Source organism: Simiduia sp., from assembly GCF_058345725.1.
Genome location: NZ_JBTUOC010000040.1, coordinates 24,580 through 51,473, shown reverse-complemented (window position 1 = coordinate 51,473; position 26,894 = coordinate 24,580). Strand labels below are relative to the sequence as shown.

Annotated in this window: 27 protein-coding genes; 10 read left to right on the top strand and 17 right to left on the bottom strand. The window is 58.1% G+C overall.

Annotation, left to right across the window (positions count from 1 at the left end):
• The 11 genes from ACW8F6_RS09810 to ACW8F6_RS09760 all read right to left on the bottom strand — a co-directional run.
• Nucleotides 1-340, bottom strand: a 340-nt coding sequence (locus ACW8F6_RS09810) for an MBL fold metallo-hydrolase (protein ID WP_491575686.1), incomplete at its 3' end; no start/stop codon positions are given.
• A 72-nt stretch (nucleotides 341-412) separates the two neighbouring features.
• The gene (locus ACW8F6_RS09805; protein ID WP_491575685.1) at nucleotides 413-1,000 is read right to left on the bottom strand and encodes a DUF4136 domain-containing protein; all 588 of its coding nucleotides are present in this window, start codon (nucleotides 998-1,000) and stop codon (nucleotides 413-415) included.
• Between the two features lie 60 nt (nucleotides 1,001-1,060).
• A complete protein-coding gene (gene parE / locus ACW8F6_RS09800; RefSeq protein WP_491575684.1) occupies nucleotides 1,061-2,950 on the bottom strand; it encodes a DNA topoisomerase IV subunit B in 1,890 nt (629 codons plus the stop codon).
• Between the two features lie 78 nt (nucleotides 2,951-3,028).
• Nucleotides 3,029-4,006 (bottom strand): phospholipase A, encoded by a 978-nt coding sequence (locus ACW8F6_RS09795; RefSeq protein ID WP_491575683.1) that lies wholly within the window; start codon nucleotides 4,004-4,006, stop codon nucleotides 3,029-3,031.
• Nucleotides 4,007-4,011: 5 nt separating this feature from the next.
• Complete coding sequence (locus ACW8F6_RS09790; RefSeq protein ID WP_491575682.1) at nucleotides 4,012-4,593, bottom strand: YqiA/YcfP family alpha/beta fold hydrolase; 582 nt, start codon at nucleotides 4,591-4,593, stop codon at nucleotides 4,012-4,014.
• Complete coding sequence (gene cpdA / locus ACW8F6_RS09785) at nucleotides 4,593-5,405, bottom strand: 3',5'-cyclic-AMP phosphodiesterase (protein ID WP_491575681.1); 813 nt, start codon at nucleotides 5,403-5,405, stop codon at nucleotides 4,593-4,595. The genes ACW8F6_RS09790 and cpdA overlap by 1 nt, the downstream gene beginning before the upstream one ends.
• A 37-nt stretch (nucleotides 5,406-5,442) precedes the next feature.
• Nucleotides 5,443-5,913 (bottom strand): DUF1249 domain-containing protein, encoded by a 471-nt coding sequence (locus ACW8F6_RS09780; protein WP_491575680.1) that lies wholly within the window; start codon nucleotides 5,911-5,913, stop codon nucleotides 5,443-5,445.
• Nucleotides 5,914-6,014: 101 nt separating this feature from the next.
• A complete protein-coding gene (locus tag ACW8F6_RS09775; protein ID WP_491575679.1) occupies nucleotides 6,015-6,626 on the bottom strand; it encodes an NUDIX domain-containing protein in 612 nt (203 codons plus the stop codon).
• A 37-nt stretch (nucleotides 6,627-6,663) separates the two neighbouring features.
• A complete protein-coding gene (locus tag ACW8F6_RS09770) occupies nucleotides 6,664-7,239 on the bottom strand; it encodes a DUF4136 domain-containing protein (RefSeq protein ID WP_491575678.1) in 576 nt (191 codons plus the stop codon).
• Nucleotides 7,240-7,362: 123 nt separating this feature from the next.
• Complete coding sequence (locus ACW8F6_RS09765) at nucleotides 7,363-8,016, bottom strand: DUF3313 family protein (protein WP_491575677.1); 654 nt, start codon at nucleotides 8,014-8,016, stop codon at nucleotides 7,363-7,365.
• A gap of 62 nt (nucleotides 8,017-8,078) precedes the next feature.
• Complete coding sequence (locus tag ACW8F6_RS09760) at nucleotides 8,079-9,695, bottom strand: GMC family oxidoreductase (RefSeq protein ID WP_491575676.1); 1,617 nt, start codon at nucleotides 9,693-9,695, stop codon at nucleotides 8,079-8,081.
• 269 nt (nucleotides 9,696-9,964) lie between these two features.
• Here ACW8F6_RS09760 and ACW8F6_RS09755 point away from each other — a divergent pair, with 269 nt between their 5' ends.
• Entirely contained in the window at nucleotides 9,965-11,338 is a 1,374-nt protein-coding gene (locus ACW8F6_RS09755; protein ID WP_491575675.1) for a TolC family outer membrane protein, read from the top strand.
• 71 nt (nucleotides 11,339-11,409) lie between these two features.
• On the opposite strand, the gene waaA is transcribed toward ACW8F6_RS09755, so the two are convergent.
• Entirely contained in the window at nucleotides 11,410-12,675 is a 1,266-nt protein-coding gene (waaA, locus tag ACW8F6_RS09750; protein WP_491575674.1) for a lipid IV(A) 3-deoxy-D-manno-octulosonic acid transferase, read from the bottom strand.
• Nucleotides 12,676-12,791: 116 nt separating this feature from the next.
• Between waaA and ACW8F6_RS09745 the strand changes: the two genes are divergently transcribed.
• From ACW8F6_RS09745 to ACW8F6_RS09735, 3 genes are all read left to right on the top strand, one after another.
• Nucleotides 12,792-14,024, top strand: a complete 1,233-nt coding sequence (locus ACW8F6_RS09745; RefSeq protein ID WP_491575673.1) for an FAD-dependent oxidoreductase — start codon at nucleotides 12,792-12,794, stop codon at nucleotides 14,022-14,024.
• Entirely contained in the window at nucleotides 14,024-14,833 is an 810-nt protein-coding gene (locus ACW8F6_RS09740; RefSeq protein WP_491575672.1) for an aldo/keto reductase, read from the top strand. Before ACW8F6_RS09745 ends, ACW8F6_RS09740 begins: the two co-directional genes overlap by 1 nt.
• Nucleotides 14,834-15,041: 208 nt before the next feature.
• Complete coding sequence (locus tag ACW8F6_RS09735; protein ID WP_491575671.1) at nucleotides 15,042-15,632, top strand: PEP-CTERM sorting domain-containing protein; 591 nt, start codon at nucleotides 15,042-15,044, stop codon at nucleotides 15,630-15,632.
• Between the two features lie 74 nt (nucleotides 15,633-15,706).
• Here the strand turns inward: ACW8F6_RS09735 and ACW8F6_RS09730 are convergent, their stop codons facing one another.
• The 3 genes from ACW8F6_RS09730 to ACW8F6_RS09720 form a co-directional block, all read right to left on the bottom strand.
• Nucleotides 15,707-16,273: a PhnA domain-containing protein gene (locus ACW8F6_RS09730; protein ID WP_491575670.1), complete on the bottom strand. Its 567-nt coding sequence runs from the start codon at nucleotides 16,271-16,273 to the stop codon at nucleotides 15,707-15,709.
• Nucleotides 16,274-16,296: 23 nt separating this feature from the next.
• Nucleotides 16,297-17,205, bottom strand: a complete 909-nt coding sequence (locus ACW8F6_RS09725) for a histone deacetylase family protein (protein WP_491575669.1) — start codon at nucleotides 17,203-17,205, stop codon at nucleotides 16,297-16,299.
• Nucleotides 17,206-17,273: 68 nt separating this feature from the next.
• Entirely contained in the window at nucleotides 17,274-17,495 is a 222-nt protein-coding gene (locus ACW8F6_RS09720; RefSeq protein WP_491575668.1) for a hypothetical protein, read from the bottom strand.
• Between the two features lie 133 nt (nucleotides 17,496-17,628).
• On the opposite strand from ACW8F6_RS09720, the gene ACW8F6_RS09715 reads away from it, so the two are divergent.
• Genes ACW8F6_RS09715 through ACW8F6_RS09705 form a run of 3 tightly spaced genes read left to right on the top strand, consistent with a single transcriptional unit; the run spans nucleotide 17,629 to nucleotide 22,150 of the window.
• Complete coding sequence (locus ACW8F6_RS09715; RefSeq protein WP_491575667.1) at nucleotides 17,629-18,840, top strand: acetyl-CoA C-acetyltransferase; 1,212 nt, start codon at nucleotides 17,629-17,631, stop codon at nucleotides 18,838-18,840.
• Nucleotides 18,841-18,849: 9 nt separating this feature from the next.
• A complete protein-coding gene (locus tag ACW8F6_RS09710; protein WP_491575666.1) occupies nucleotides 18,850-20,991 on the top strand; it encodes a 3-hydroxyacyl-CoA dehydrogenase NAD-binding domain-containing protein in 2,142 nt (713 codons plus the stop codon).
• Between the two features lie 13 nt (nucleotides 20,992-21,004).
• Nucleotides 21,005-22,150 carry an acyl-CoA dehydrogenase family protein gene (locus ACW8F6_RS09705; RefSeq protein WP_491575665.1) on the top strand — a complete coding sequence of 382 codons (1,146 nt, stop codon included), beginning with the start codon at nucleotides 21,005-21,007 and terminating at the stop codon, nucleotides 22,148-22,150.
• 56 nt (nucleotides 22,151-22,206) lie between these two features.
• On the opposite strand, the gene ACW8F6_RS09700 is transcribed toward ACW8F6_RS09705, so the two are convergent.
• A complete protein-coding gene (locus tag ACW8F6_RS09700; protein ID WP_491575664.1) occupies nucleotides 22,207-23,121 on the bottom strand; it encodes a DUF4382 domain-containing protein in 915 nt (304 codons plus the stop codon).
• Nucleotides 23,122-23,868: 747 nt separating this feature from the next.
• On the opposite strand from ACW8F6_RS09700, the gene ACW8F6_RS09695 reads away from it, so the two are divergent.
• The 3 genes from ACW8F6_RS09695 to ACW8F6_RS09685 all read left to right on the top strand — a co-directional run bounded on the left by ACW8F6_RS09695 (nucleotide 23,869) and on the right by ACW8F6_RS09685 (nucleotide 25,116).
• Entirely contained in the window at nucleotides 23,869-24,492 is a 624-nt protein-coding gene (locus ACW8F6_RS09695) for a DJ-1/PfpI family protein (RefSeq protein WP_491575663.1), read from the top strand.
• A gap of 12 nt (nucleotides 24,493-24,504) precedes the next feature.
• Nucleotides 24,505-24,834: a TfoX/Sxy family protein gene (locus ACW8F6_RS09690; RefSeq protein WP_491575662.1), complete on the top strand. Its 330-nt coding sequence runs from the start codon at nucleotides 24,505-24,507 to the stop codon at nucleotides 24,832-24,834.
• 153 nt (nucleotides 24,835-24,987) lie between these two features.
• On the top strand, nucleotides 24,988-25,116 hold the full coding sequence (locus tag ACW8F6_RS09685) for a hypothetical protein (RefSeq protein ID WP_491575661.1): 129 nt from the start codon (nucleotides 24,988-24,990) through the stop codon (nucleotides 25,114-25,116).
• 46 nt (nucleotides 25,117-25,162) lie between these two features.
• Here the strand turns inward: ACW8F6_RS09685 and ACW8F6_RS09680 are convergent, their stop codons facing one another.
• Nucleotides 25,163-26,881 carry a diguanylate cyclase gene (locus ACW8F6_RS09680; protein ID WP_491575660.1) on the bottom strand — a complete coding sequence of 573 codons (1,719 nt, stop codon included), beginning with the start codon at nucleotides 26,879-26,881 and terminating at the stop codon, nucleotides 25,163-25,165.
• Nucleotides 26,882-26,894 lie beyond the last annotated feature (13 nt).

Here is a 26,894-nt window from a genome sequence, read left to right as displayed (position 1 = left end):
CTTCGAGCCAGCGGTCGGGCTGAAAATTTTCGACCGGGGGGAAGCCCATCATTTGACACTGCATGGCCAACTGGTCGATCCAGAAGGCATCCTCGCGGTGCGGTCCCTCCACCGGCAAGCCGTACTGCGCAACTAGAGCCGCCGTGCCGCCCACGTGATCCAGATGCCCGTGTGTCAGGAGTATTTTGGTGAGAGTAACGCCCTGAGCCGCGATGGCCGCCTGTAATAAATGCACGTCGCCGCCTGGGTCGACCAACGCGGCTTCGCGCGTTTGGTCGCACCACAGCAAACTGCAATTTTGCTGAAAGGGCGTCACCGGAATAATTTGGTACTGCAACATGTCTGCGCTCTCTATGACACAAATCTAACGCAAGAAAAAAGGCCCGCAGGCCTTTGATTACAAAACCGCAACTTACTGGGCCGCAGGCTGGGGTGGAAACTGCGCCAGTATGGTTTGCACGGCGTAATTAATGGCGTCTATGCGCTCTTGCTGCGATTTCAAATCGCTTATGCGGGCGCTCAGCATGCCGCGCCAAACCGACTCGCTGTCTTGGGGATTGACCATATCGATAATCAGCGTGCCTTCCACATAATCTTTCACGCGTACATCGGTGGTGTTAAAACCAACGCCCATACCCATACCGCGACCCCAGGCACAATTCCAGCAGTGGTTTACACCGGTATTGTAAGTGCGGATATCCTGTTTATCTTTGGTGGTGACGTGATAGCTCACCAAAATATCCGCTTGCTTGGGATCGGCCTGGTAGCTGAAGCCTTGAGCTTGCATGCTTTTTTCGATGGCATTTTCAATACGGTTGCGGGTGATGTCGTTGGTCAGCGGCGTCATGCTGCGCAATTTTTCGCGATCAATAAAGCCGTAGGTTTTCACTTTGGCAAAATCGTAGTTGGTGTCCCAATCGCTATCTGCCGAGGGCAAGCTGGTGCACGCCGCCAAGCCGGCCAGCAAAGCACCCATTATCAAAAGGCTAATTTTTTTCATGTGTCGCTCCTTATCGGTGAATCTCAATGTCGTTGAACTCCGTTTGCTCAGGCAGGCCAGTTAAAGCGCGATATCCGCTAAATTGCCCTTGTCTTCCAGCCACTGTTTGCGATCACCGGCCCGCTTTTTAGCCAGCATCATATCCATCACTTGCACCGTGTCGTCGCTGTCGTCCACAAACAATTGCACTAGGCGCCGGGTGTCGGCGGCCATGGTGGTTTCGCGCAATTGCAGAGGGTTCATTTCACCCAAACCCTTAAAGCGCTGGACATTGGGTTTACCCTTTTTATTTTCGGCCGTTAGGCGATCCAGAATGCCTTGTTTTTCCGCTTCATCCAGCGCGTAAAACACCTCTTTACCCAGGTCAATGCGGTACAGTGGCGGCATGGCCACAAAAATATGTCCGGCTTGTACCAAGGGTTTAAAATGCCGTAAAAACAGCGCGCATAACAATGTGGCAATGTGTAACCCGTCCGAGTCGGCATCGGCCAGAATACAAATTTTGTGGTAGCGTAAACCACTCAAATCATCGCTGCCGGGATCGACACCCAGCGCCACGGAGATATCGTGCACCTCCTGGCTCGCCAAAATTTCTGAGGAGTCCACCTCCCAAGTGTTCAGAATCTTACCGCGCAATGGCATGATGGCCTGGCACTCGCGATCGCGCGCCTGCTTGGCCGAGCCGCCGGCGGAGTCGCCTTCCACCAAAAATAGTTCGCCGCGCTCTGGCTCGGCGCAGGCGCAATCGGCCAGTTTGCCTGGAAGCGCCGGGCCCTGCGTCACTTTTTTGCGCGCAATTTTTTTGCTGGAGCGCACGCGTTTTTGCGCGTTGTTTATACACAAATCGGCGAGCTTGTCGCCGTCTTCCGTGTGTTGATTCAGCCACAAGCTAAAACTGTCTTTAGCCACGCCGGACACAAATGCGGCCGCCTCGCGCGAGGACAAACGCTCTTTGGTCTGCCCAGAAAACTGTGGGTCGTGATGCTTGTAAGACATGACAAAACAGCAGGCGTTCCAAATATCTTCCGGCGCCAGCTTAACGCCGCGCGGCAACAGATTGCGAAATTCACAATACTCGCGCATAGCCTCCAGCAGACCCGTGCGCAAGCCGTTGACGTGGGTGCCGCCCTGCGCGGTGGGAATCAGGTTGACGTAGCTTTCTTGAATGACTTCGCCGCCCTCGGGCAACCATTGCACCGCCCAATCGCAGGCCTCGGTGGAACCGGTAAAGGTGCCCACGAACGGAGTAGCGGGCAAGGTTTCCCAGCCCTGGGTGGAAGCGTTCAGGTAGTCCGACAGGCCATCCTCATACAGCCATTCATCCACATCGCCGGTCTGTTCGTCTTTAAAGGTAACTTTTAAACCCGGGCACAAGACCGCCTTGGCGCGCAAGACGTGGCGCAGGCGAGTCACGGAAAATTTGGCGGAGTCGAAATAGCTGGGATTGGGTAAAAAATGTACCGAGGTGCCGGTATTGCGTTTGCCGCAGGTGTCGACCACCGTCAGGTCGCGGGTTTTGTCGCCGTTGGAGAATTCGATCTGGTGCACCTGGCCGTCGCGCTTAATACTGACCACCAAGCGCTCGGACAGCGCATTCACCACCGACACACCGACGCCGTGCAAACCGCCGGAAAACTGGTAATTTTTATTGGAGAACTTGCCACCGGCGTGCAGGGTGGACAGGATCACCTCAACCCCCGGTTTTTTTTGCTCGGGGTGCATGTCCACGGGCATGCCGCGGCCGTCGTCGCTAACCGTGAGCGACTGGTCCTTGTGCAGCACCACGTCTATTTGACGCGCGTGGCCGGCCAGGGCTTCGTCCACGGAGTTATCGATCACTTCCTGGGCCAGGTGGTTCGGGCGCGTAGTCTCAGTGTACATACCCGGGCGTTTTTTAACCGGGTCGAGGCCTGTTAAGACCTCAATATCTTGTGCGTTGTAGTTAGACATCTATCGTTAATATCGCAGCAGTGGATAGGCAGCGGCCACTATACCGCAGTTGCGCGGCCTTTGTTTAGCCGGTGCCACTTAGAGCCAGTCGTTAAGTAAAATGCCAAAGCCGATGCGGTGGTTGCGGTGGTTGTAGTCGATCATGCTTTCGCCGTAGCCGTTGTAGTACTGCACGTAGCCCTTGAATCGCCCCCCCATGGGAAAGGTCCAGTCCAGCTGCACACCGTAGTGGTTCTTTTTGCGCTGTTGGGCGCCTTTGAAGGTGGCGGTAAACAGCTGCTCGTCCCATTTGTAGGCCACCGCCAAATCGCCCACGCCCAAATAGTCGTCGATATCGGGGTTGTCGTCTTCGTCGTCGGGCTCCGGCAGGCGCCACCAAAGGCGCGGTACCACCACCAAGTTGCCCTTGTCGATCACGGTGGTGGCCATCAAGCGGTTCCAACTGCGCGAAAACTCGCCCGAGCGACCGTTGGACTCGTGGTTAAAACCCAGCGTTAACGCGCGCACTGTGTAGCCCAGACCGGTCATGTGGGTATCCCAGCGCAGCATGGCCTCGGGTTCGTAATTGGTTTCGCGAAAGGGTGCCGATTGCTCGGCGTACAATTGCCACCAGCTTTGCTGGGTGTAGGCCGCCCACAAATCCGCGCCCAGAATACCGCGCGCCACCAACGCCTTGAAGGATAATTGCAGCTTGACCTCGGTGTTGTTGATGGGCTGCTCCGGGTGGTCTAAATCCCAGATCTCGGTGTTGGGCGTGGCGTTGTAGGAACCCAGCAACACATAGTTGCGCCGATAGGAAGAGAGCTCAAAGGGGTTGTCGACCGCCTCCTGCTCGGCGATGAGTCGCTGAGTGACCGGGCTGGGCTCGCCGTGAGCGGCCTCGGTGGCCTGCTGGAGTTGTTGCAATTCCAGTACCTTAGCGCAGCTTTTGCGCAGATCGCCAATACTCAGTTCATCGCTGGCGGTTTTCATTTTTTCCAGCAAACACGCTTGCATCTCGTCGGCCGCCACCGGCCACGACAGACACAGGCCAATCAGCCAGGCCCAATTTTTCATTCTGATCACTCCTGTGACGGCAGCACAAATTCCACTGCCGGTTCGATAAAACGCTCAAAACCTTGAAAACTGTGATCGCCGCCCCGCTCCACCGTTTGTCGGCAGCCCCGGTATTTGTCCACGGCGAGGCGGTAGTCGAGCACCTCGTCGCCGGTTTGCGTCAGCAGCCAGTAGTTTGCGTGGCGGCGGAGGCTGGGGGTATCGCAGGCGCGCAAGTCGCGCAGATCCCCCTCGGTCAAGATGTAGCTGGCGTCGCTGTGGTAGTTTTTCACTGGCCGATTCAAATAGGCGGGCAACATGGCCATGGGGTTAGTGGAGGGATTGATCAACAGGGCCCGCACCCCGTAGCGCTCCACCAGCCAAGTGGCCCAAAAGCCGCCCAGGGAAGATCCCATCACACCCAGCGGGCCGCGCGCTGCTGCCACAATTTGCTCCAGCGCGCTGCGCGTTTGGCGCGGGTGCGGGGAGAGCGCCGGGCAAATAAAGGTGATCTCTGGCCGGTGACTGGCCAACCAGTTGGCAAGCTGCACCGCCTTCGCAGAGGCGGGCGAGCTGAGAAAGCCGTGGATGTACAACAGTTGGGGCATTAGTAGCCCGTGGAGTTGAAGTCGATGGGGTAGTCTTTGTGGGCAATGCGTTTAACGCCGGTGTCAAACTGGCCATCGGCCTGCAATTCAAACCAGCGAATACCGGGCATTTGGGTGTCTAAGGCAAAGTCGTCGTTGTCTGGTAAAAACTGTATGCAGGTCGACGGGCTGGCCAACATGCGAATGTGCCCGCGCATTTGATCGTAGGCCTGGTGTACATGGCCCCAAACCACACCTTTCACGCGCGGACAGGGGTCTACCAGCGCAAAGAACTTGGCGTGCGCGCGCACCGTGTATTGATCGATCCAGGCACTACCCACAGGCTGCGGCTGGTGGTGTAAAAAGATCAATGCCGGCTTGTTGGAAGCCGCCAAGGTATCGGCTAAAAATTTCAGCTCGCCGTCGGTCAAGTCACCGTGCTCGTGCCCCGGCACATAGGTACTCAACAAAATAAACTGCCAGGGCCCCGCTTCGATGACGCGCGGGCTGCGTCCGCCGGCTACGGCGGCATCCATAGCGTCGGGCAAATCGTGGTTGCCGGGAATCCAGGCGTGCGGCACCTGGGTGTAGCCATCTACCAACGTTTGATAGCGGCTGTAGGAACCCACGTGGCCATGGCTGGATACGTCGCCGGTGTTGATGATGAGATCGGCAGGCTCCTTGGCCACCAGGTTCAACACGTCGTGCAGGCTTTGGTCGGTATTTAGGCCAAGCAATTCTTCGCCGGGGTACTCGCCCAGATGGCAGTCGGTGATTTGCAATAGCCGCAGAGGGCGATCGCTGGGAAAAGCTATGTGTTCTGGAAAGTCCATCCGGTTGAACCAGTCCTATTCTTCCGTTGCCGCAGGGCTAGCCGGTTAACTTCAGGTTGATGTCAATTGCCTTGCCTTCGGCGAGGCAATGCGCCAACCATTCACCGAGAAAGCGATTGAGTTGCACCTTCTCATCACAGTGGTACATCTGGGTATTCGGGTAGGGGTAGCGCCCAAGCTTTACGCGGTGCCTTTCCCACGCCACCACTTCTGCCATTTGGGCATCGTGATAGAGGCGCACTTTCAGCACGGGCGACTGGGTCCAGCGGCAGTCGCTCTGATGGCGCGATATTAGCACGCTGGTGGTAAATCTGGCACGTTCTTCAACCCGCAAAGTGACCCGCCAATCGCCCTTGGGCGCGGTAATTTTGAAGCACCAGAGGCTGCGTTGCGCCAGGTCGGGCAGCAAACGCATCAGGCGGGCGTAATTCATGTCGCCCAGTGCCTGCTGCGCCACCAAGTCAACCTGATAGCGACGTTTTGCGCGGAGATCAGCACATACAGCCATAAAAGCGCACCACAATTAACACCATTGCCGCTAAGCATGGCACAGGTTTATGTCAAACTCACGCCTCGCGTGCTGCAGACTTGAACTGCACCGCAGTTCGATCAGGTATTCGCCTGCAGTTGTGCGCGGTGTTGCTGCAGCCATTGCAGGCATATGAGCGTGGCGGCATTGTTAAATCGACCACTGTAGAGGGCGGCGAATACGGCGTCGGCCGCAGCCGTGTGCAGCCGAATGTCTTCATTTTCATCTGCCAGCCCAAATATACCGCCGGCTTCGCTGAGGTCGCACAGCGCACAAAAGAGGTGCAAGCGCTCGTCCGAGCCGCCCGGGCTACTCATGTATTGGCAGATAGGTACCAACTGCCGAGCCGCAATTCCGGCCTCTTCCACGATTTCCCGATGGATGACCTCAGCCGGCGTTTCACCCACCTCCGTCATGCCAGCCACCACCTCGAGGCACCAGGGGCCCAGGGGATCATTCAGCGCACCTACGCGAAACTGTTCGACGAAGCCAATGCGGTCGCGCACTGGGTCGTACAAAATAGCGGCTACCGCCTCGCCGCGTTCAAACAGCTCGCGGGTGATCCAACCGCTCCAGCCGCCGCGAAACAACCTGTGGCGCAGCTTCAGACGCACCATCCGAAAAAAGCCTTGGTAGGTTACTTCGGTCTCGGCGAGCTCTACGTCGCGACGTCGAAATTCTGAATCAAACATGCATGTGCTCCGGCCCGTGGCCCGTTTACCAACGCCGTTAGAGTGCTTTGGGCATGGAGGCCATAACCTTGTCCACCGCCGCGCGCAGACGCTGGCGCTGTTGTGCTGGGGTCAACACCTGATCGTCGTCCAAAAATACTTTTATGGCGCCCCGCCAAAGTGCCTGCACACTGCCGGGGCGGGCCACGGCGACGATCAACATGCCCTTGTGCAGCTGGCTGTCGCGCCCCAAACTCGGGTACAGGCGAAACAGTTCGCGCATTTCCGTGGACAATTGCTCATCGCCCACTTGCACCAGGGCGAGCACCCGATAGTTTGCATTCACGCCTTCGCCTAATTGAAAGCCTTTCAATGCCAAGTCTTCATCGATATCGGCCTTGATAAACTCAATGGTTTGCAAATCTTCTGGCGTTTCCTCCTGCCCGACAAAGATGACATCCGACACCCAACTGATGGTTTCGCCCCGATTGGGCTGAAAGGCGGGGTCGGTCACGCTGATAACCGAAAAGGCGGCTAAATCCGCCTGCGTTTTATCGGCGGGCGAGGGCGCTTTAGTCTTGGCGGCGCACGCCATAACCAGCAGGGTCAGGCAAAAGATTATTAATCGCTGCATAGGGCATTCCTTGTGAATCCACGGATTAGGACAGTGGCCATTCGGCACACGGGCGGTGCAGAGCAGTGTATAGCAGTGGGCGGGAGGGGTAAAACCGGCGCGCCTTGGCGCCGGCGTGCGAACTTAGCGGGCCGACACGTCGTCCAGGTGGTTGCGGAAAATACGCGCCCAAGACCCCATGATCTGATTCACTTGTGCGCGGTTTTGAACGGCGTTATTTTCGCGCCACATACGCGTGGCTTCACGCTTGTCTGTCACCTTGGCAAGTAGCTCACCAGAGACCGCGTCGTAAATTTCAAATTGCATGGTGATAGTGCCCGCGGTTTCCGAGTACACCCGATTGCGACCCGAGGCCGCCATGCGACTGTCGGGAATATAGGTGGGCGCCAGTTGCAGTATTTTACCCTGGATTTTCAGCGTATTGGCCTGGGCTTCTGAGGCAGCTTGAAAGGCGTCGTCTTCGTTTAGCTCGCGGGTAAATGCGCGCTGAAACGCGCTGTTAAACGCTTCCTTTTGCTTGTCGGTAAGCGGCTTGATGTCGCGCTTGTGGGTGCCCGACGGCGCTTTAATTTCGGTGTCATTCATATCCAGCGGCGCCAGCAGCACATGGGTATATTGGTGCCAGTCCACACCCGGTTTGGCGTAGACCTCGTCCAACCGGTCCAGCTTCACCTTGGACAAGGCCGGCGCCTGCGACTCGGCAACCTCGGCGGCTTGGAGCCCAACGACAGGCAGACAGAACAGAATCAACGCGGCCACTTGCGAATAAATTTTCATGGGTTAATCCCCTTTCACGTTTAGCGTTTTAAAACCTGTTGGTTGGAGCCACACCAGGCCATTTAGTTCCCCGTGGGTGTTTGTAGAATCATATCGGCCGCTTTTTCGGCAATCATGATGGTGGGCGCATTGGTATTGCCGCTGATCAATGTCGGCATAATGGAAGCGTCCACCACCCGCAGCTTCTCCAGACCGCGGACGCGCAATTGTGCGTCCACCACTGACATGGCGTCATCGCCCATTTTGCAGCTGCCGGCCGGATGGTAGATGTGATTGGCGGCCATGCGCACAAAGGTTGCCAGTTCTGCATCGCTCGCCAGCGCGTCGCCCGGCACCAGTTCACCACCGTAAATAGATCGCAGCGCCGGCTGTTGAAAAATGTCGCGCACTTTTTTCAAAGCCGCCACTAGCGGCGGCAGATCGCGGGCATCGCTCAACATATTCAAATCAATACAGGGCTCCGCGCTCGGGTTGGCGCTGTGTAAACTTAGCGAACCGCGACTGTGGGGTCGCAACAATCCCACGTGCACCGTGATGCCGTACCGAAAATAGTAGGGCCAATAGCGGCCGTGATCGGCCATGGCCAGAGGCGACACGTGCAATTGCACATCGGGCGTGGGGGCGTCCTCCTCGGCCCGAAAAAACGCGCCCACTTCGGCCACGGTAGAGCTCAACATACCTCGGCGCTTGAGCAGGTATTCACCCAGTGCATAGCACGACCGCAGTATTTGGCGGGGCCGCAAAATGCCCCAGGACGTGGCGGTTTTTTCCTTGGCCACCAGCAAAACATCCACATGTTCCTGCAGGTTTTCGCCCACCCCCGGCAAATCGTGCGCGACCGGAATGCCATGCGGGGCCAATTTGTGGGCCGGCCCCACACCCGACAAGAGCAACAGCTGTGGCGAACCAAAGGCACCGGCACTCAGAATGACCTCCTTGGCTGCCAGCGCTTGGTAAATATCGTCGCCCACCTGGTATTCCACCCCCACCGCGCGCTTGCCATCCAACAACACACGGCGCGCCTGGGCCCGAGTAATTACCGTTAGGTTGCGGCGCTCGGCGAGTACCGGGTGCAAGTAAGCCACCGCCGCACTGCAGCGCTTGCCATCTTTTTGGGTGGTTTGAAACCAGCCCACGCCCGCTTGATGGGCGCCGTTAAAGTCGTCGTTTGCCGGCAGGCCTGCTTCGATGGCGGCGCGTCGAAAGGCCTCGCACAGGGGGTGCTGGCTGCGCAGGTCCGCCACGTTTAAAGGACCACCCACGCCGTGAAATGCATTGGCACCGCGCTCTTGATGTTGCGCCTTTTTGAAGTAGGGCAGCACCGAGGCCCAGTCCCAACCGGGACAACCTTCCTGCGCCCAGCGGTCGTAGTCCTCTGGCTGACCGCGCACATACAACATGGCGTTGATAGAGCTGCTGCCCCCCAATACTTTGCCGCGCGGGCAGTAGAGCGAGCGATTGCCCATGGTGGGCTGCACTTTGGTGTGGAAAGACCAGTTGAACAAGCCGCCGGCCACCGCAGCAATTACCCCCAGGGGAGTATCGATCAGCGGATTGCGATCACTGCCGCCGGCCTCCAACAGGCAAACCCGCGTTTCGCCGTCGGCACTCAGCCGGTTCGCCAACACGCAGCCAGCGGAGCCGCCCCCCACAATCACATAATCAAAGCCTTTTGACATTTGCACCCTCTCTGCGCGCCGGTCTGACCGGCAGCCCTCGTTATTATGTGGGCTACTGTACGGCATTTTTTCGCAAACTCTCTACTTTTTGCGTCCGCCACCGCACCTTGGCCCTGCCCGCAAGTCATTGCGCCAGTTGATCTCAGGCGCCTTTCCGTTCGACCTGAATTAACCCTACTTTTCACAATCCACACTAGGCCAGACCTAACTGATAAGGTAATCTTGCCGCACACAAACCCTCAGTAATTCAGTCATCGAAGGATGCGACTATGTCTTCCCGCAAACCGCTAGCCCACACTCTGCGCTGGATATGCGCGGCCGGGCTCATTGGCAGCCTGAATTTTGCCCAGGCCGATACCCTCAACGAAATTTACCAATTGGCCGTTGAAAACGACCATCAACTCAAGGCAGACGAGGCCGCCTACCGCAGCGCGCGCGAGGCAAAAAATATTGGCCGCGCGAATTTGCTGCCGCTAATTTCCGCCAATGCCAGCTACAGCAAAAGCGATCTGGATGTGACGCAATCGGGTGTCACCGGCCCCTCCGAGCCCGAAAATACAACCTGGGGCGCCACCCTGACCCAACCACTGTTCAATATGGCAGCCTGGTTTGGCTATCAGCAAGGTATCGATTTAACGGAAAAAGCCGAGGCCGATTTCAGCGCTGCGCAACAGGACTTAATCGTGCGCGTGGCCACCGCCTACTTTAACGTACTGCGCGCCATCGACACCCTGGAGGCGTCCATCGCCGAAGAAAACGCTAACTCGCACCAGTTGGCGCAAACCAAGCAGCGCTTTGAAGTGGGGCTGACGGCCATTACCGACGTCCACGAAGCCCAGGCCTCTTACGACATTGCCACCGCGCAAACACTCACCGCGCGCGGCAATTTGGGTATCGCTTTCGAAGCCCTGGAGGTACTCACAGGCACCGCCCACGACACCATTGCGCCTCTGAAAGAAGATTTTCCCGTACTAAAACCACAGCCCGAAGCCCGTTCGGAGTGGGTGAGCTTTGCTCTGCAAAATAACTATGCACTGAAGTCTGCACGCCTGGCCGCCGAGGCTTCGCGCCGCGGTGCTCAAGCGTCGCAAGCAGCGCACTACCCCACATTGACTGCCAGCCTGGGCTACAGCGACTCCGATTCGGAAGACGGTGAAAACATTCTGAATAATCGCGCCACCAACGGCACCACCGCGTCGCTGAATTTGAACGTACCCATTTTCGAAGGCGGCGGTACCAGTGCCCGTTCGCGCCAAGCGCACGGCAGCGCCATGCAGGCCGAAGAGCTGTACAACAAAGCCAATCGCGACACCATTCAGGCGGCGCGCTCGCTGCACCTGCTAGTGACCACCGATGTGGCCCGCGTAGCCGCGCGCAAGCAGGCCATTACCTCGAGCTTAAGTGCCGTCTCTGCCACCCAGGCTGGCTACGAGGTGGGCACCCGCAACCTGGTGGACGTACTGCAAGTGCAGCGCACCCTGTACCAAGCCCGACGCGACTACTCCAACGCCCTGTACGATTATGTTATCAACCAGTTTCAGTTGAAGGCAGTGGCCGGCAATCTGACACCTGCAGACGTGGTTAAAATCAACGAGTGGCTGGATGACTTGGCCGCCGTTGAGCGCGCCAAGTACGAGCAGTAATCCGCACCACCTAGCGCCAAAAAAAACACCGGCCTTGGCCGGTGTTTTTTTTGGCGCACACCTGCGCCCACTCAGCGGCGCAATGTCTCGTCCACAAGCTGCACTAAGCGCGCGAGCGCGCCTCGATTCGTCTCAGCCACCGACTGTGCCGCTGCCCCAGAGTGCGACCGCAGGGATTCATCTGCCACTAAGGCCAGCACTTGCTCGGCCAGCGCGGCGGCAGTCGACACTTGAAACAGACCGCCCGCGACGCTCATCAAGCGCGCTACTTCGGCAAAATTGAACAGGTGCGGCCCGCAGATAACAGGTTTAGCCCAAGCGGCCGGCTCGATCATATTGTGGCCGCCCGTGGGCACCAACGAGCCGCCCACAAACGCCACATGGCAGGCACCGTAAAACACCAACAACTCGCCCATCGTATCGCCCACCAACACATCGAAGGCGTCGCCACCTGGCTGGCTGCGGCGCCGGGTGCGCCAGCCGGCGTCCTGGCAAAGGCGCGCGACCCTGTCGAAGCGCTCGGGATGGCGGGGCACCAGTACCAAGCGCACCTGTGGCTGGCGTTGGCGCACTGCGGCGAAGGCCGTCAGTATCTGCTCATCTTCGCCTGGGTGAGTGGAGGCCGCCAACCAAATGCACTCGCCCGCCGGCGCCCACTCGGTCAGTAGCGCGGCAGCCCGAACGCGCTGTTGATCGGTCAGAGTGAGATCAAATTTAATCGATCCCGTTACGTGCACCCGCCCCGGTGCCGCGCCGAGCGCGATCAGGCGCTCGGCGTCTGGCTGCTGCTGGGCGGCCACCGCCGTCAAGCGCTGCAACATGGGCCGACTGAGCCACGCCAACCGCTGATAGCCCCTGGCAGACTTGGCCGACAGACGCGCGTTTGCCAACAACACCGGAACTTGCCGGCGCGCGCAGGCCGCCAACAAATTGGGCCACAGTTCAGTTTCCATAACGATTAACAAGCGCGGCTGAAATGCCTTGAAAAAACGCCACCAGCAATCCGGTAAATCGTAGGGCAGGTAGACGTGATCCACGGTATCGCCGAGCGCCTGCGTCACGCGCTCGGAACCGGTTGGCGTGGTGGTGGTAACTAAGAGTCGGTGGTCTGGGTAGCGCTGCTGTAGGAATTCAATCATGTCCAGAGCCGCCAGGGTTTCGCCCACCGACACCGCGTGCACCCAAATAGCGGGGCCGCGAGGCTTGCCCCCTGCAACAGCAAAGCGCTCGCCCCAGCGCGCGCGATAGGCCGGTGCCAGGCGCGCGCGCCACAGCAATCGCAGCGCGATCACCGGCAGGGCCAGGTATAACATCAGGGTGTAGACAATGCGGGTCATAGGCGGGTTGCTTGCTCTCAAAGGCGCAAGCATACCGAAAGCCACCGCCCGCGACCATGCCAAGCCAGGCGCGGGTCTTTGCCGTATAATTTGCGAAATTTTTCATGAGCCCGGTTATGTCCGAACAGCACCACTATTTCGACACGCTCATCATCGGCGGTGGCATCGCCGGCCTGTGGCTGGCAAATCGTCTGCAATCGGCGGGCTACAACCTGTTACTACTGGAGCAGTCGGGCCTGGGCGATCACCAGTCGCTGGCGTCCCAGGGCATGATTCACGGCGGTGTAAAATACGCCTTATCGGGCGCGCTCACCGGTGCCAGTGAAGCCATCGCCGACATGCCCGCCCACTGGGCCGCCTGTCTGAAGGGCCTGGGCGATGTAGACCTGCGCGGTGCGCGGGTACTGAGCGAGCACTTTTACATGTGGGCCAGCCCCAGCGTCACCTCGCGCATCACCACCTTTTTTGCCAGCAAAGCTCTGCGCGGGCGCGTGGACCACCTAAAACCCGCCGACTATCCGCCGCTGCTGGCCGCCGCCGGTCGCACCTTCGATCTCTATAAGCTGGTGGATTTAGTGTTGGATGTGCCCAGCGTGGTAGCCACGCTGGCACGCAATTTAGGCGATCGCGCCCGCACGATTAACTGGCAACACAGCCGCATTGAACAAACGTCCGATGGCATAAGCCTGTGCACAACAGTGGGCCATCAGCGGCACAGGCTGCACGCGAAAAAAATAATTTTCACCGCCGGACGCGGCAACGAGGCGCTGCTGGCCGAGTGCGGATGCGAGCAGCCGGCCATGCAATTGCGACCATTGCAGCAGGTCATGGTAAAACACAAACTGGGCTATGGATTTTTTGGCCACTGCCTGGGCGCCGATAAAACGCCGCGCCTGACCATTTCCAGCCACCCGGCGCGCGATGGCGATATCGTCTGGTATTTGGGCGGCAGCCTGGCGGAGCAGGGCGCCCAACAGACACCGGCCGAGCTCATTGCCTGCGCGCAAAAAGAACTGGCCGCGCTCATGCCCTGGCTCGACTTTTCCAGCGCCCAGTGGGCCACCCTGCCAGTGGCGCGCGCCGAACCCCGACAGCGCAATTTTGCCCGCCCCGATCAGGCCTTTGCCGCCCGCGCTCAGCGCGCCGACGGTGCGGCTTGCCACATTCTTGTGGGCTGGCCCACCAAATTAACGCTGGCACCCAACATGGCCAACAGCATGTTGTCGCTGTTAGCGGACGACCAAATTACCCCCAGCCACGCCGCTACCGATGCGAGCTTCTTACCGCCCGCGCCCCTGGCACACACGCCCTGGGACATCGCTTTTAACCAGACTCCCGAGACCCACTGATGATTCAGCGCCCCTTTGGCAACACCGGCATTCACGTTAGCCCCCTGGGCCTTGGCACCGTTAAACTCGGCCGCAATCAAGGCGTAAAATACCCGCACCATTTTGAATTGCCCTCCGATGCCGAGGCCCTGGCGCTGATTCATCGCGCGCGCGAACTGGGTATCAATTTGATCGACACAGCGCCCGCCTACGGCACCAGTGAAACCCGCCTGGGTGAACTGCTCAAAGGTCAGCGCGACCACTGGGTGATTTGCTCAAAGGTCGGTGAAGAATTTGTCGACGGCGCCTCCCATTTTGACTTCAGCGCCGCACACACCCGCGCCAGCGTCGAGCGCAGCTTGCAGCGGCTGCGCACCGAGGTGATCGACATAGTGTTAGTGCACTCCAACGGCGACGATTGCCACATCATTGAACAGCAGGGCGCGCTCGAGCAATTAGCGGAGTTAAAACGCCAGGGCAAAATCCGCGCCTTTGGCATGTCCACCAAAACCGTGGCGGGCGGGCTCTTAGCCGCGCAACAGGCCGACGGCGTGATGGTTACCTACAACCTGCGCGAGCGCGACGAGCGCCCCGTCATCGACTACTGCGCCCAGCACCACAAGGGCGTGTTTATCAAAAAGGCGCTGGCCAGCGGCCACCTGTGTCAGACCGACGCGCGCACCGGCGCAGAAGCCAATCCGGTACAAGCCAGCATGGACTTTGTACTCAACACCCCCGGCGTTACCAGCGCCATTGTAGGCACCCTCAACCCCCACCACCTGCAAGACAATGTGGCGCGCGCCCAGGACGCGCTAGCTGCGGGCAGCTAAACCGTCGATAAATTTGACAAGCCCGCTGCAAGCGCAGCAACCAAAAAGCACTAACGCATTGAATGGTAGAGATATTTTTCAAGCGGCACAGGTGTTGCTTGTCCACTGCGTCGGCTTCCGATTCGGATTGCTCAGGCAATACGCGCAACGCCCAGTCGGCCCAACCGCACCCCCTATTTTTTTCGCCAATTTCGAGGTTTAACCTGAAATGAGAAACACCTTCGTCGCTTGTGTGTTATGGCTAGCGGCAGCCCACGCCAGTGCCACCGCCATCAATTGTGCCGACACCACCAAAAATCACATGAAGATGGACAGCGCCTACGCACTCAGCTGCCTTGGCGCAGGCACCGGCAATATCAGCGGCAACCCGGGCACGGACAAATTTTTACTGTCCACGCCGGTCAATTGGGTATTAAAAAGCAAAGACGATGCGGGCGTGCTCAACGACCCCTTCGATCCCTTTGCCATTGTGTTTAGCCAAACACCGGGCGCCAATAAGTCCAGCACCGGCACCTGGGGTTTCGACAGCGACTTTTGGAATCACTACGACAACGCCGCACTGGGTTTTAAATTTGGCACCGGCAACCAGCCAGACGAGTGGTTTGTGTTTGAAATCGCTAAGGGTGTGAGCGCTGGCAGTTGGAGTTTTATCAATAAATTTAATAGAGGTGGTGGCCTGTCGCACGTCAACCTGTACGCCTCAAAAATTAAAACCGTCTTGCCCGAACCCAACAGCGCCCTGCTGATGTTGATCGGCGCATTAATGCTGCTCCTGGCGCGCCGACCCCGCCGGGCATAATGCCAGCGCACCAAAAAAGCCGGGCCTAACCCGGTTTTTTTATGGTCGATCGCACTGGGAGGCTTTAAGAGTGCTTAATTCTTTTTCACATACTGGGTCAAAATCACGATCCGCTGGCCTTCCACTTTGCCCTCTATGTGTTGCGCATTGTCGGGCACCAGCGCAATACTGCGCACCGCCGTGCCGCGCTTGGCTGTGAAATTAGCGCCTTTAACCGGCAGGTCTTTAATGAGTGTGACGCTATCGCCGGCGCTCAATACATTGCCGTGGCAATCTGTGTGCACCAGGTTCTGCTCGGCCCCCAATGCCTTGGCCCAGGTTTCCAGTTCCGGCGCGAGATACAGCATGTCCAACAACTCTTGCGCCCAATGCACATCGGCGGCCAGTTGCTTGAGTTGACGCCAGGCTTGCACCTGGACCGCGGGCACCTGACTCCACATGCTGTCGTTCAGGCAGCGCCAGTGATTTTCGTCCAGCGGCGATTCGCCGCTCAATTGCGCGCGACACACAGTACAGGCCAACAGCTGGCGATCGGAGTTGGCGTTGGCCTCTGGCCCCACTTCGACCGCAGCCAGTTGATCGGTGGATTTACACAACTCGCAACAGTCGCTGCGCGCCTGCAGGGCGGCTAATACAGACATAGAAATACTTCGCAAAAGCGCGATTATAACAGCCCGTGCACCCGAGCGGCCTGTTCGACGCAAAGCGCGTGGCGTCGGGCCAGCGCGCGCTGATCGCGGTCGTAGCCACCGCCGATCACCGTCGCCACCGGCACCCCCGCCGCCCGCGCCATTTGCAATACCTGTGCATCGCGCGCGGCGATGGCCGATTCGGAAATGTTCAACAATCCCAAGGGGTCGTTGGCATAGACATCCACGCCTGCGTCATAGAGCACCAGCTCGGGTTGAAACTCGCGTAGCAAGCGCGCAAAGGTGTGTTCCACCACGCTGAGGTAGGCCTCGTCGCCCATGCCCACCGGCAGGTTAATATCCAAATCACTGTGCGCCTTGCGCGCGGGGAAGTTTTTTTCGCAGTGCACCGAGCAGGTAAACACGCGCGGCTCCTCGGCCAAAATACGCGCCGTGCCATCGCCTTGGTGCACATCCACATCGAAGATCAGCACCCGCTGTACGCGAGTGTGCGCCAGCACGGCTAACGCGGCAATCGCCAGATCGTTAAAAATACAAAAGCCGGAGGCGAAATCCCTATGCGCGTGGTGGGTGCCGCCGGCCAGATGACAGGCAATACCGTATTTCAAGGCGTAGTGCGCCGCCAGCAGCGTACCCGCGGGCGAAATGCAAGTGCGGCGCACCAGCCCCTCGCTCCAGGGCAAACCCATCCGCCGCTCCTCTTGCCGCGAGAGCTGGCCACTTATAAAACGCGCCACGTAGTCATCGTCGTGGGCCAGCGCCAAAAGCCCTGGCCGACAGCGACCCGGGCGCAGCGTATTGCTTTCCGTCGCCAGCCCGCGCGCGCGCAAGTAGTCGTGCAGCAAGCTAAATTTTTGCATGGGAAAGCGGTGCCGCGCGGGAAAGTCGTAACTGTAGGCCGGGTGGGTAATTAGCGGCAGCACGGCCAATCCATCTGCAGTACGGCGGGGCTACGCCCGCCAGAGCAATCAATCGTCATTACGAGCTGCCGCTACGCCTCGCCCGCCAGTGTGGCCGCCGTGGACTCCACTATGCGGTTGCACATTGCCTTGCCGCCGTCGTGTCGACGCTGCCAATCTTCGTCGCGAATGGTTGAGCCCTCGTAGCCGGCCTCGTCGCAATCCACAAACAACCGCAAGCCGAATTCAGCCACGCGGGTGGGCGTACAAGCGCACAGGCCCCACACCACTCCCATCAACAATAATCGAACCACGCAATGACTCCTGTTCCTGCGCTGGGTGACATCCCTTAGCCATCTGATCAGTGGCATTGTCACTTAGGATCATTAAATTGCAATAGCCCCCTGGCCTATAGTTGATTCATCACCCACACAGCAGGGAATCCCCATGACATCGGAAGCCTTTATTTTCGACGCACTGCGCACACCCCGCGGGCGCGGCAAGGCCAGCGGCGCACTCTACGAAGTCAAACCCATCACACTCGTCACCCAGCTGTTGCAGGCACTGCACCGCCGCAACGGCAGCTTTCCCACCGATCAGGTGGACGACATAGTGCTGGGCTGCGTAACTGCCATTGGCGACCAGGGCGCAGATATCGCCAAAACTGCGGCGCTGACGGCCGGCTGGCACGACGACGTGGCGGGCGTCACGCTCAACCGCTTTTGCGCCTCGGGCTTAGAAGCCGTCAACATGGCCGCCCAGAAAGTGCGCTCCGGCTGGGAGCACTTAATTGTGGCCGGCGGCGTCGAATCCATGTCGCGGGTACCCATGGGCAGCGACGGCGGCGCCTGGGCATTAGATCCGGCCACCAACGCGCAAACCGGCTTTATGCCCCAGGGAATCGGTGCCGATCTCATTGCCACCCTGGCGGGCTTCTCGCGCACAGACTTGGACAGCTTTGCCATGCACTCGCACCACAAGGCCGCGGCCGCCTGGGCCAGGGGCGCCTTCAACCGCTCGGTCATACCCGTGCGCGACGCCAACGGCTTTGAGATATTGGCGCAGGACGAAACCCTGCGCCCAGATGCCTCGCTCGAGAGTCTGGGCGCACTTAAACCCTCCTTTGCCGATATCGGTGCCATGGGCTTTGACGGCGTCGCCCGCTCCAAGTACCCGGAGGTGGAGCAGATTCAACACCTGCACACCCCCGGCAACTCCTCGGGCATTGTGGACGGCGCCGCCCTGGTGCTGATTGGCAGTCAAAATGCGGCCAGCCAGTGGGGGCTGACCGCCCGCGCGAAGGTGCGCGCCACCGCGCTGGTGGGCACCGACCCCACCATCATGCTCACGGGCCCTGCGCCGGCGGCGCGCAAAGCCCTGGCCATTGCCGGGCTGACCGTGGATGACATCGACCTGTTCGAAGTGAACGAGGCCTTTGCCTCGGTGGTGCTGCGCTTTGCCCGCGAGCTGAAGGTGGCACCGGAAAAAATCAACGTCAATGGCGGCGCCATTGCCATGGGCCACCCACTCGGCGCCACCGGCGCCATGCTCACCGGCACCTTGTTGGATGAACTGGAAGCGCGCGATCAACAATTTGGCTTAATTACCTTGTGCGTGGGCGGCGGCATGGGCATCGCCACCGTGATCGAGCGGGTGTAGGAGACACACATGACAAATACCAGCGTGCAACTCATCAAACACGACAACGGCATTCACCACTTTGTGCTGGATCGCCCCGATGCCAGCGCCAATCTCATGGACCAAAAGTTCACCGAGGATTTTGTCGCCGCCACCACCGCACTGTTCGACAGCGATTGGCGCGGCCTCGTCATTCGCTCGGCAAAAGCGACTTTTTTTGCGGGCGGCGATCTAACCGCCTTAAGCCAGGTTGACGACGACAACGCCCAGGCATTTTTCGACATGGTCGAAACACTCAAGCGCTGCATGCGCCAACTGGAAACGGCGGGCAAGCCGGTGGTTGCCGCCATCAATGGCGCAGCCCTCGGAGGCGGATGGGAAATGTGTTTGTTCGCACACCACCGCGTGGCACTCAACAACCCCTCGGTGAAGCTGGGCTTGCCCGAAGTCACCCTGGGCCTGCTGCCGGGCGCCGGCGGTGTTACCCGCACTGTGCGCCTACTGGGATTACAGGCGGCGCTGCCGTTACTTACCGAAGGTAAGCAGCTCACGCCCGAGCGCGCCTTAAAGGCGGGGCTGATTCACGAGCTGGCCGACGATGAAACCGGCCTGATCGCCCGCGCCGAGGCCTGGGCGGCCACCCATCCCGAGGCGCGCCAACCCTGGGATGAAAAGGGCTACAAATTGCCGGGCGGCACCCCGTCGCAACCGGCGCTGGCACGCACCCTGCCCATAGTGCCGGCCATGGTGCGCGCCAAAACGCACGGCTGCCTGCCCGCACCGGAAAAAATTCTGGCCTGCGCCGTGGAGGGCGCTCAGGTGGATTTCGACACCGCCACGCGCATTGAATCGCGCTACATCGTCGAGCTGGCGCGCGGACAAATCTGCAAAAATTTAATCAATACCTTTTGGTTCCAACTCAACGCTATTAAAGCCGGCAAAAGCCGGCCGGAACTCGAGCGCGCGGCGCCCATCAAAAAGGTCGGCATATTGGGCGCCGGCATGATGGGCGCGGGTATCGCCTACCAATGCGCAATCCACGGTATAGACGTCGTGCTTAAAGACGTGGACAACACCACTGCGGGCAAAGGCAAAGCTTTCACCAGTGCCCTGCTGGAAAAAAAACAGGCTCAAGGCCGGCTTACAGAGGCCGAAGCCGACGCGGTGCTGGCGCGCATTCACTCCACCAGCCTGGCCGAAGACCTCACCGGCTGCGAGCTGATCATTGAGGCGGTGTTTGAAAACCGCGACGTAAAAGCCGCCGCCCTGCGCGAACTGGGCGCGCACCTGCACCCAGACCTGTTAGTCGCTAGTAATACGTCAACTTTGCCCATCACTGGCCTGGCTGAATCCGTGCATTGCGCCGAAAAATTCCTGGGCCTGCATTTTTTCTCACCGGTGGAAAAAATGCCGCTGGTCGAAATTATTCGCGGCGCAAACACCAGTGACGAAGCCATAGCGCGCGCCTACGATTTCGTGCAGCAAATTCGTAAAACGCCCATCGTAGTAAACGACAGCAGAGGCTTTTATACCTCGCGGGTTTTTGGCACTTTCACCTACGAAGGCATGGCCCTGTTAGCCGAGGGCGTACCCGCGGCAGTGATAGAAAACGCCGCATTTCTGGCCGGCTTCCCGGTGGGGCCGCTGGCGGTTATCGACGAGGTGAGCCTGACCTTACTGGACAAGGTGCGCCGCCAAACCCAACAGGATTTAGCCTTAGACAATACGCCCTACCCACAGCACCCGGGTGACGCCGTATTGGATCGTATGCTCGAGGCCGGGCGCCTGGGTAAAGCGGCGGGCGCAGGCTTTTACGATTACCCAGAGCACGGCAAGAAAGCGCTCTGGCCCGGTCTGGCCGACCACTTTCCCGCCAATGACCCCTCTGCCAATTTGCAGGATGTCAAAGATCGCCTGCTCTACATCATGGCGCTGGAAACCCTGCGCTGCTTGCAAGAGGGCGTCGTGAAAAACACGGGCGACGCCAATATCGGCGCAGTATTTGGCATTGGCTATCCGGCCTGGACCGGCGGCACCGTACAGTTTGTTAATCAAACCGGCCCCAGTGAATTTTTGAGCCGCGCACAGACACTGGCCGAGCGCTACGGCGAACGCTTTGAAGCGCCCGCCAATTTACTCGACGCCGCCCACAATAATACGTTGTTCAGCTAACCAGGAGCTCACCGTGATACCCAGAACCGTGTACCAATCCGAACACGAACAATTTCGCGACAGCGTTAGAAAATTTTTAGAATCAGAGGCCCAACCCTTTCACAGCCAATGGGAAAAAGACGGCTGTGTCGACCGCGAACTCTGGCGCAAAGCCGGCGCCCAAGGTTACCTGGGGGCAACCATCCCAGAGGCCGACGGTGGCCTGGGTCTGGACTTTCGCTACAACGCCATCATCGACGAAGAGGTGGCCCGCCTCGGTCTATCGGGTATTGGTTGGGGACTGCACTCAGACATCGCCGTGCCCTACATTTACAATTACGGCAGCGACACACTCAAACAAAAATACCTGCCCGGTTGTATCAGCGGCGACCTAATCACCGCCATCGCCATGACCGAACCGGGCACCGGCTCCGATTTGCAAAGCGTTAAAACCACCGCTGTGTTGCAGGGCGATCACTACCTGCTCAACGGCGCCAAAACGTTTATTACCAACGGCCAACTCGCCGACCTTGTTATTGTGGTGGCCAAAACCGATCCCAATGCCGGCGCCGCCGGCACCAGCTTATTGCTGGTGGAATCGAATAGCCCAGGCTTTAGCAAGGGCCAAAATCTCGAAAAAATCGGCATGAAAGCGCAAGACACCTCCGAGCTGTTTTTTCAGGATGTCAAAGTTCCTAAAGAGAATCTGCTGGGCGCAGAGGGGCAGGGTTTTGTCTATCTGATGCAAGAATTACCCCAGGAGCGATTGTCGGTGGCCATCGGCGGAACGAGCGCCGCCGAGGCCGTGCTTGATCACACGGTTAACTACGTCAAAGAGCGCAGCGCCTTTGGAAAACCCATTGCCGCATTTCAAAATACCCAATTTGTGCTGGCGCAACTCAGCGCCGAACTGACCGCCATGCGGGTGTTTATCGACCATTGCCTGGCACTGCACGTCGAACAAAAACTGGACGTACCCACGGCCGCCAAGGCCAAACTGCTGGCCACCGAGCTGCAATGTAAAGTGGCCGACGAGTGTTTGCAGCTGCACGGTGGCTATGGGTACATGTGGGAGTATCCGGTGGCGCGCGCCTGGGCCGATGCGCGTGTGCAAAAAATTTACGCCGGCACCAATGAAATCATGAAGCTCATTATTTCCCGCGACTTGCTTGGGAATTAAGTGCGGATTAGTGCGCAAAAAATCGGCCCGGAGGCCGATTTTATTTGCTGAAGGACCTACTGCAAAATCACCGGAGTGGTATTACCGGCCGTAACAGTGGCATCAATCGCGGCGCCAAAAAATAGCTCATCGGCTGCCGTCGGATCGTCGATCAGGCTGTCACAGGTAAACGCCAAGGTGTAGTCACCGGCAGCCAAAAAGCCCACGGTAAATATAAAGCTGTCACTGCTTTGCTCGTACACCACCGTTGCCGAGGTGATCGGATCAGTGGCGGCGCCTCGAATATCGACAGGGGTGACATCGGCGCCCTCAAACACATAAACCACATTGCCCATGTCGTTATTGTCGCCATTATTTTCACAGGCCGCATCTTCAATTAGCGCGCGATCCACCCTGCCCAATACCGTGCCCACCTCCAGGTTGTTCACCATGCGCAGCCTGGGGCGTAATTTATAATCGCCGGTGCCTTCCTGGTGAACTGATTTGCGCAAATCAAATTCCAGCGTGAAATTCGATACTCCACCGGCCGCCAGCGTAAAGCCCTGATTTAATTTCAGACCTGTCTGCGCCGCACTCGGAATTTCCAGCGGGTATTGCGCACCGTCAATTTCAATATAGGTGGCCGCGGCATCCACAGCCAAACGCACCCAGTTGTAATCGCCGGCGTCCAGCGCTAGGTTTCGCACCAAGGGTGCACTCACCTCACCCTGGTAGTCGAGCAGATTAATGGTGGCCGTGTCGTCCAGCGTTATCACGCGACTCGGCCCTCCGGCGGGCTTTAATTCAAGTTCGGTAAAGGCAATCACCACCGCATCGGCAGCATCAACCGGGCCGTCCACAATGGAAAGATTCAGTGTGGCGGTATCGTCGCTGCTCGATGAACCGCCACAAGCCGCCAAGAGTCCTGACGTCGCCAATGCAGTTATTAAAAAACCTTTATTTAGATAGGGCCCAAAGGTTTGTAAGCTCATAGTTTCACCTCGTTATGCACCAGTGACCGGCGGCGCCTTGCGTTCACAAGGTTTTACGCCCGCGACCTTTCACCTGCCTTAAGGGTCAACTTATCGCTTGGATTTAGGTGCTGATTCAGTCGCCTGTATTATCCATGTACCCACACCCAAATGCTGTGATAAATCCCTCATCGCAACAGTTAATCGCCCTAATAGCAGAGTAGACAATCCGAGACGAGTAAATACCCACCGTTTCGTACCCAAAGCCTCTCTCTGGTCACGCTCTTCGATCGTGCAGCACTCTGTCGGTTGACTTGGCCAGCCTGTGCTAAACTTTAATCGTTGTGTGGCGCGGATGCCGGTGTTTATAGCCCTTTTACATCGGTATCGCCCACACGTTTTAATCGTGCGTTAACTATTGCAAGTGCGCTTGCGCCGTCGAGAAATATTGATGAATTTTTTTGCTGGTTGGTTGCGAAGGCAGGGGCTCGCAACCATTCGCAACAGCCAAGCGTTAGTTCACTTGCATGATATGGATCACCTATTGAGGCAGATTGCCTGTACGGCATTACGCGCTGACGACCTGACTAGACCTCGTAGATTGACACGCAGATTGAAAAGACTGAAAAGCGGGTTAGCCCGACACACTAAACGAATTGCACGGGTGCAACGCTCGCCTTATCAAACCAGTCTGCACTGCCGACAGTATATAAACAGCTATCGAGCAGGCCCCGTAGTTAACACTAATATTTGGATCAAGGACGAAGCGTGAAAAATTTCATACAAACATCGCCCGCATTGAATGTGGGTATCTTTTTGTTTGACGAGGTTGAACTGCTGGACTTTGCCGGCCCGCAGGAGGTGTTTACCACTGCCAACCGATTGTGCGAACGGCAACAGCTACAGGCCCCCTTTAACGTGATCACCTTCAGTGACCAACAGCTATCCGTGCGCAGCCGCGCCGGTCTCGTTGTGCAGGCCGACTGCACGCGCGCCAACCTGCCTGAAGTGCAGCTACTCATACTGCCCGGCGGCGTGGTTGACGGCCCGCGCGACAACCCAGAACTGCTCGCGTGGCTTAAAAACCGGCGGGCCAGCACGGCAATTATGGCAAGTATTTGTAACGGTGCATTTCTATTGGCAGACGCCGACTTGCTACAGGGGTTGAGCGCGACCACCCACTGGGAAGACGCACCCCTGCTTGCCGAACAGTTTCCCGCACTTAGCGTGCAACCCGAACACCGGTTTATCGATCACCAGCACACCCTAACCACTGCCGGCGTGTCGGCAGGTATAGACGCGAGCCTGCACCTGATCGCCCGCCTGGCAAACCCGGCGCTCGCCATCCAAACGGCGCGCCAAATGGATTACCCCTGGCAGTCCAATCAATGAGGAAGCACACCTATGGCCTACAGTGAAGCGCTGGCCGAACGCGTTAGAAGCCATTTGAATCACCACGACAACTACCACGAAAAGCACATGTTTGGCGGCTTGGCGATGATGTTAAACGGCAATATGTGTTGTGGCGTAGTGGGTGAAGAATTAATGGCGCGCGTAGGCCCAGAAAAATACGAAGCTTGTTTGAAAATCCCCTATGTCAGACAAATGGATTTTACCGGCAAGCCACTCAGGGGCATGGTATACATCGCCGCCGCCGGGGTCGACTCGGAGCAACAACTGGCCGCCTGGATAGAACTCAGCAAGGCATTTGCACTCAGCCTAGAACCCAAATAACAACCTTGCGTCTGCATTGAAAAATATTTTTTACAGCCACTTGCGCGCCGTAAAATTAGGCATATATTTAAGTAGCCAACATCGAGTTGGTAACCGAGGGTCAAGCTGGCCCGCTCAGGGCAGGCACCCCTCCAGCCTTTCTAGGAGATTGAAATGGCTAAAACCCCAAGTGGCAACAAAGCGGCTCCATCTGCTGTTTCCAAGGTGCCCAACAAGCCAGAAAAAGCAACCGGTAAGGTCGCGACACCTGCCAAGCCTGCCGCCGGTAAAAAGGGCAAGTAAATTGCAAAATTGTGGCGACGCAGCCGCGCCGCCACTTTTTCAGGCATTAGGCTTTCGCCGCTTCTACTTCTCGCCGGGTCGCCTCGGGTAATTGATAACACTGGACGCGATTACGCCCTTCGGACTTTGCCTGGTATAACGCCGAATCCGCCGCTTCAAACAGCGCTCCCTGCGCCCTTAACAACCCCCCTTCGCAGCAGGCTAAACCCAAACTGGCCGTCACTGGCAATCCACTCGGCATCTCAGTTTGCACCAACATCCGCAAGCGCTCCGCCAGCGCCATGGCCTGCGATACATTCGTGTGGGGCAGTAGCACGGCAAACTCTTCGCCGCCGTAGCGGCTGGCAAAGCTTGGGCGCCGTACGTTTTTACGTAGCAATCGTCCAATGGCCTCGATAACTTGATCGCCGCGCGCGTGTCCGTGCTCGTCGTTAATACGTTTAAAGTGGTCGATATCCAGAATCATCAGCGTTAGCGGCGCGCCGGTGCGCTCGGCGTTGGCCAGTTCGCGGGGCAGCATTTCATCGAAATGGCGACGGTTGGCCAGGCCAGTGAGGGCGTCGGAGTAACCCAGCTTTTGCATTTCATTCACCCGCGCCCCCAGCGCCAAGGAAAGCAGCACCATTTCCAGCAATGAGCCCATCTGAAAGCTGTTTTGGGTAAAGAAGTTGTGCGGCAGAAAGCCGAACTGTTTAACCATGTAGATTAACACCGACACCATAAAGAGCAGCCAGGCGGCCATAAAGTAGCGCGCGGGAACCGAGCCGCGCAGCCAGCAGACACTGCCCAATACGAGTATGCAGCTACACACAAAGATGGTTTGTAGCGAGTAGGCCAGAATTAAATGCTGGTAATCTAAAAACGGCGTTACCAATAACAAGGCCCCGCTTGCCACCTGCAGGATCACCGCCAAGCGATCCGTCTTGGGTGCGAGCCGGGTGCTGCCATTCACCTCGCGCGAAAACTGCAACCCGAACAGTAGCGAAATCCCCAACAATATCAGCAAACTCTGGTTCGCCAGCCAGGGGCTACCGGGCCAGATGTATTGAAACGCCAGGCCGTTGTGTACTGACATATACAACCCATAGCTCACCACATAGACCATGTAATACACGTACACTCGGTCTTTCACCGCCAGAAACAAAATCAGGTTATAGATAACCAAGACCAGGAAGCCGCCGTAGTAGGCGCCAAACAACAGTTGCTCACCACTAACGCGCGCCAGCGCATTGGCCTGACTGGCGATACTCAGGCCAATATTAATGGGCCCGCCCGATTTAAAGCGCAAATACACCGTTTGTTCGCTGTGGGCCGGGACTTGCAGCGGAAAAACAAAGTCGCGCACACCGATAGGCCGGCTGGTAAAGTTGCGTCTATCGCCGGTGGCCACCGCACGCCAGACACCGTTTTTATCTTGAAACCAAAAGTCCAGGTAGTCGATTAGGGGATAATCCTGGCGGATCAAAACCTCGGTCGCACTGCTTTGCTCGTTGCGCAACCTGAGCTTGGCCCAGTAGGCACTGCCAGAAAAACCAAAGTTCGCTGCCGGAGCTTGCCATTGGGAAAACCTCGAAGCGGCGTCACCCAACACATCCGTCAACGTCAACGAAGCTTCTGGGTCCTCCAACAACGCCATGGATTGAGTGAGCGACAAGTTTGGCATTTGATCGTAGACGCGAATGGATTCCGCAGCCTGCATGCCAGCACACCAACACAAACACCCCCACAACCCCAACCAACGCAACCCCGTCATCATCCACTGCATAGCCTTTGCCCCG

Coding starts and splice junctions, on each gene's coding strand:
- parE (WP_491575684.1), bottom strand. CDS start 2,950: ATGTCTAACTACAACGCACAAGATATTGAGGTCTTAACAGGCCTCGAC.
- ACW8F6_RS09745 (WP_491575673.1), top strand. CDS start 12,792: ATGTCCGAACAGCACCACTATTTCGACACGCTCATCATCGGCGGTGGC.
- ACW8F6_RS09770 (WP_491575678.1), bottom strand. CDS start 7,239: ATGCAGCGATTAATAATCTTTTGCCTGACCCTGCTGGTTATGGCGTGC.
- cpdA (WP_491575681.1), bottom strand. CDS start 5,405: ATGGACTTTCCAGAACACATAGCTTTTCCCAGCGATCGCCCTCTGCGG.
- ACW8F6_RS09735 (WP_491575671.1), top strand. CDS start 15,042: ATGAGAAACACCTTCGTCGCTTGTGTGTTATGGCTAGCGGCAGCCCAC.
- ACW8F6_RS09780 (WP_491575680.1), bottom strand. CDS start 5,913: ATGGCTGTATGTGCTGATCTCCGCGCAAAACGTCGCTATCAGGTTGAC.
- ACW8F6_RS09730 (WP_491575670.1), bottom strand. CDS start 16,273: ATGTCTGTATTAGCCGCCCTGCAGGCGCGCAGCGACTGTTGCGAGTTG.
- ACW8F6_RS09690 (WP_491575662.1), top strand. CDS start 24,505: ATGGCCTACAGTGAAGCGCTGGCCGAACGCGTTAGAAGCCATTTGAAT.
- ACW8F6_RS09765 (WP_491575677.1), bottom strand. CDS start 8,016: ATGAAAATTTATTCGCAAGTGGCCGCGTTGATTCTGTTCTGTCTGCCT.
- ACW8F6_RS09790 (WP_491575682.1), bottom strand. CDS start 4,593: ATGCCCCAACTGTTGTACATCCACGGCTTTCTCAGCTCGCCCGCCTCT.
- ACW8F6_RS09680 (WP_491575660.1), bottom strand. CDS start 26,881: ATGCAGTGGATGATGACGGGGTTGCGTTGGTTGGGGTTGTGGGGGTGT.
- waaA (WP_491575674.1), bottom strand. CDS start 12,675: ATGACCCGCATTGTCTACACCCTGATGTTATACCTGGCCCTGCCGGTG.
- ACW8F6_RS09805 (WP_491575685.1), bottom strand. CDS start 1,000: ATGAAAAAAATTAGCCTTTTGATAATGGGTGCTTTGCTGGCCGGCTTG.
- ACW8F6_RS09700 (WP_491575664.1), bottom strand. CDS start 23,121: ATGAGCTTACAAACCTTTGGGCCCTATCTAAATAAAGGTTTTTTAATA.
- ACW8F6_RS09760 (WP_491575676.1), bottom strand. CDS start 9,695: ATGTCAAAAGGCTTTGATTATGTGATTGTGGGGGGCGGCTCCGCTGGC.
- ACW8F6_RS09710 (WP_491575666.1), top strand. CDS start 18,850: ATGACAAATACCAGCGTGCAACTCATCAAACACGACAACGGCATTCAC.
- ACW8F6_RS09685 (WP_491575661.1), top strand. CDS start 24,988: ATGGCTAAAACCCCAAGTGGCAACAAAGCGGCTCCATCTGCTGTTTCC.
- ACW8F6_RS09740 (WP_491575672.1), top strand. CDS start 14,024: ATGATTCAGCGCCCCTTTGGCAACACCGGCATTCACGTTAGCCCCCTG.
- ACW8F6_RS09715 (WP_491575667.1), top strand. CDS start 17,629: ATGACATCGGAAGCCTTTATTTTCGACGCACTGCGCACACCCCGCGGG.
- ACW8F6_RS09775 (WP_491575679.1), bottom strand. CDS start 6,626: ATGTTTGATTCAGAATTTCGACGTCGCGACGTAGAGCTCGCCGAGACC.
- ACW8F6_RS09795 (WP_491575683.1), bottom strand. CDS start 4,006: ATGAAAAATTGGGCCTGGCTGATTGGCCTGTGTCTGTCGTGGCCGGTG.
- ACW8F6_RS09755 (WP_491575675.1), top strand. CDS start 9,965: ATGTCTTCCCGCAAACCGCTAGCCCACACTCTGCGCTGGATATGCGCG.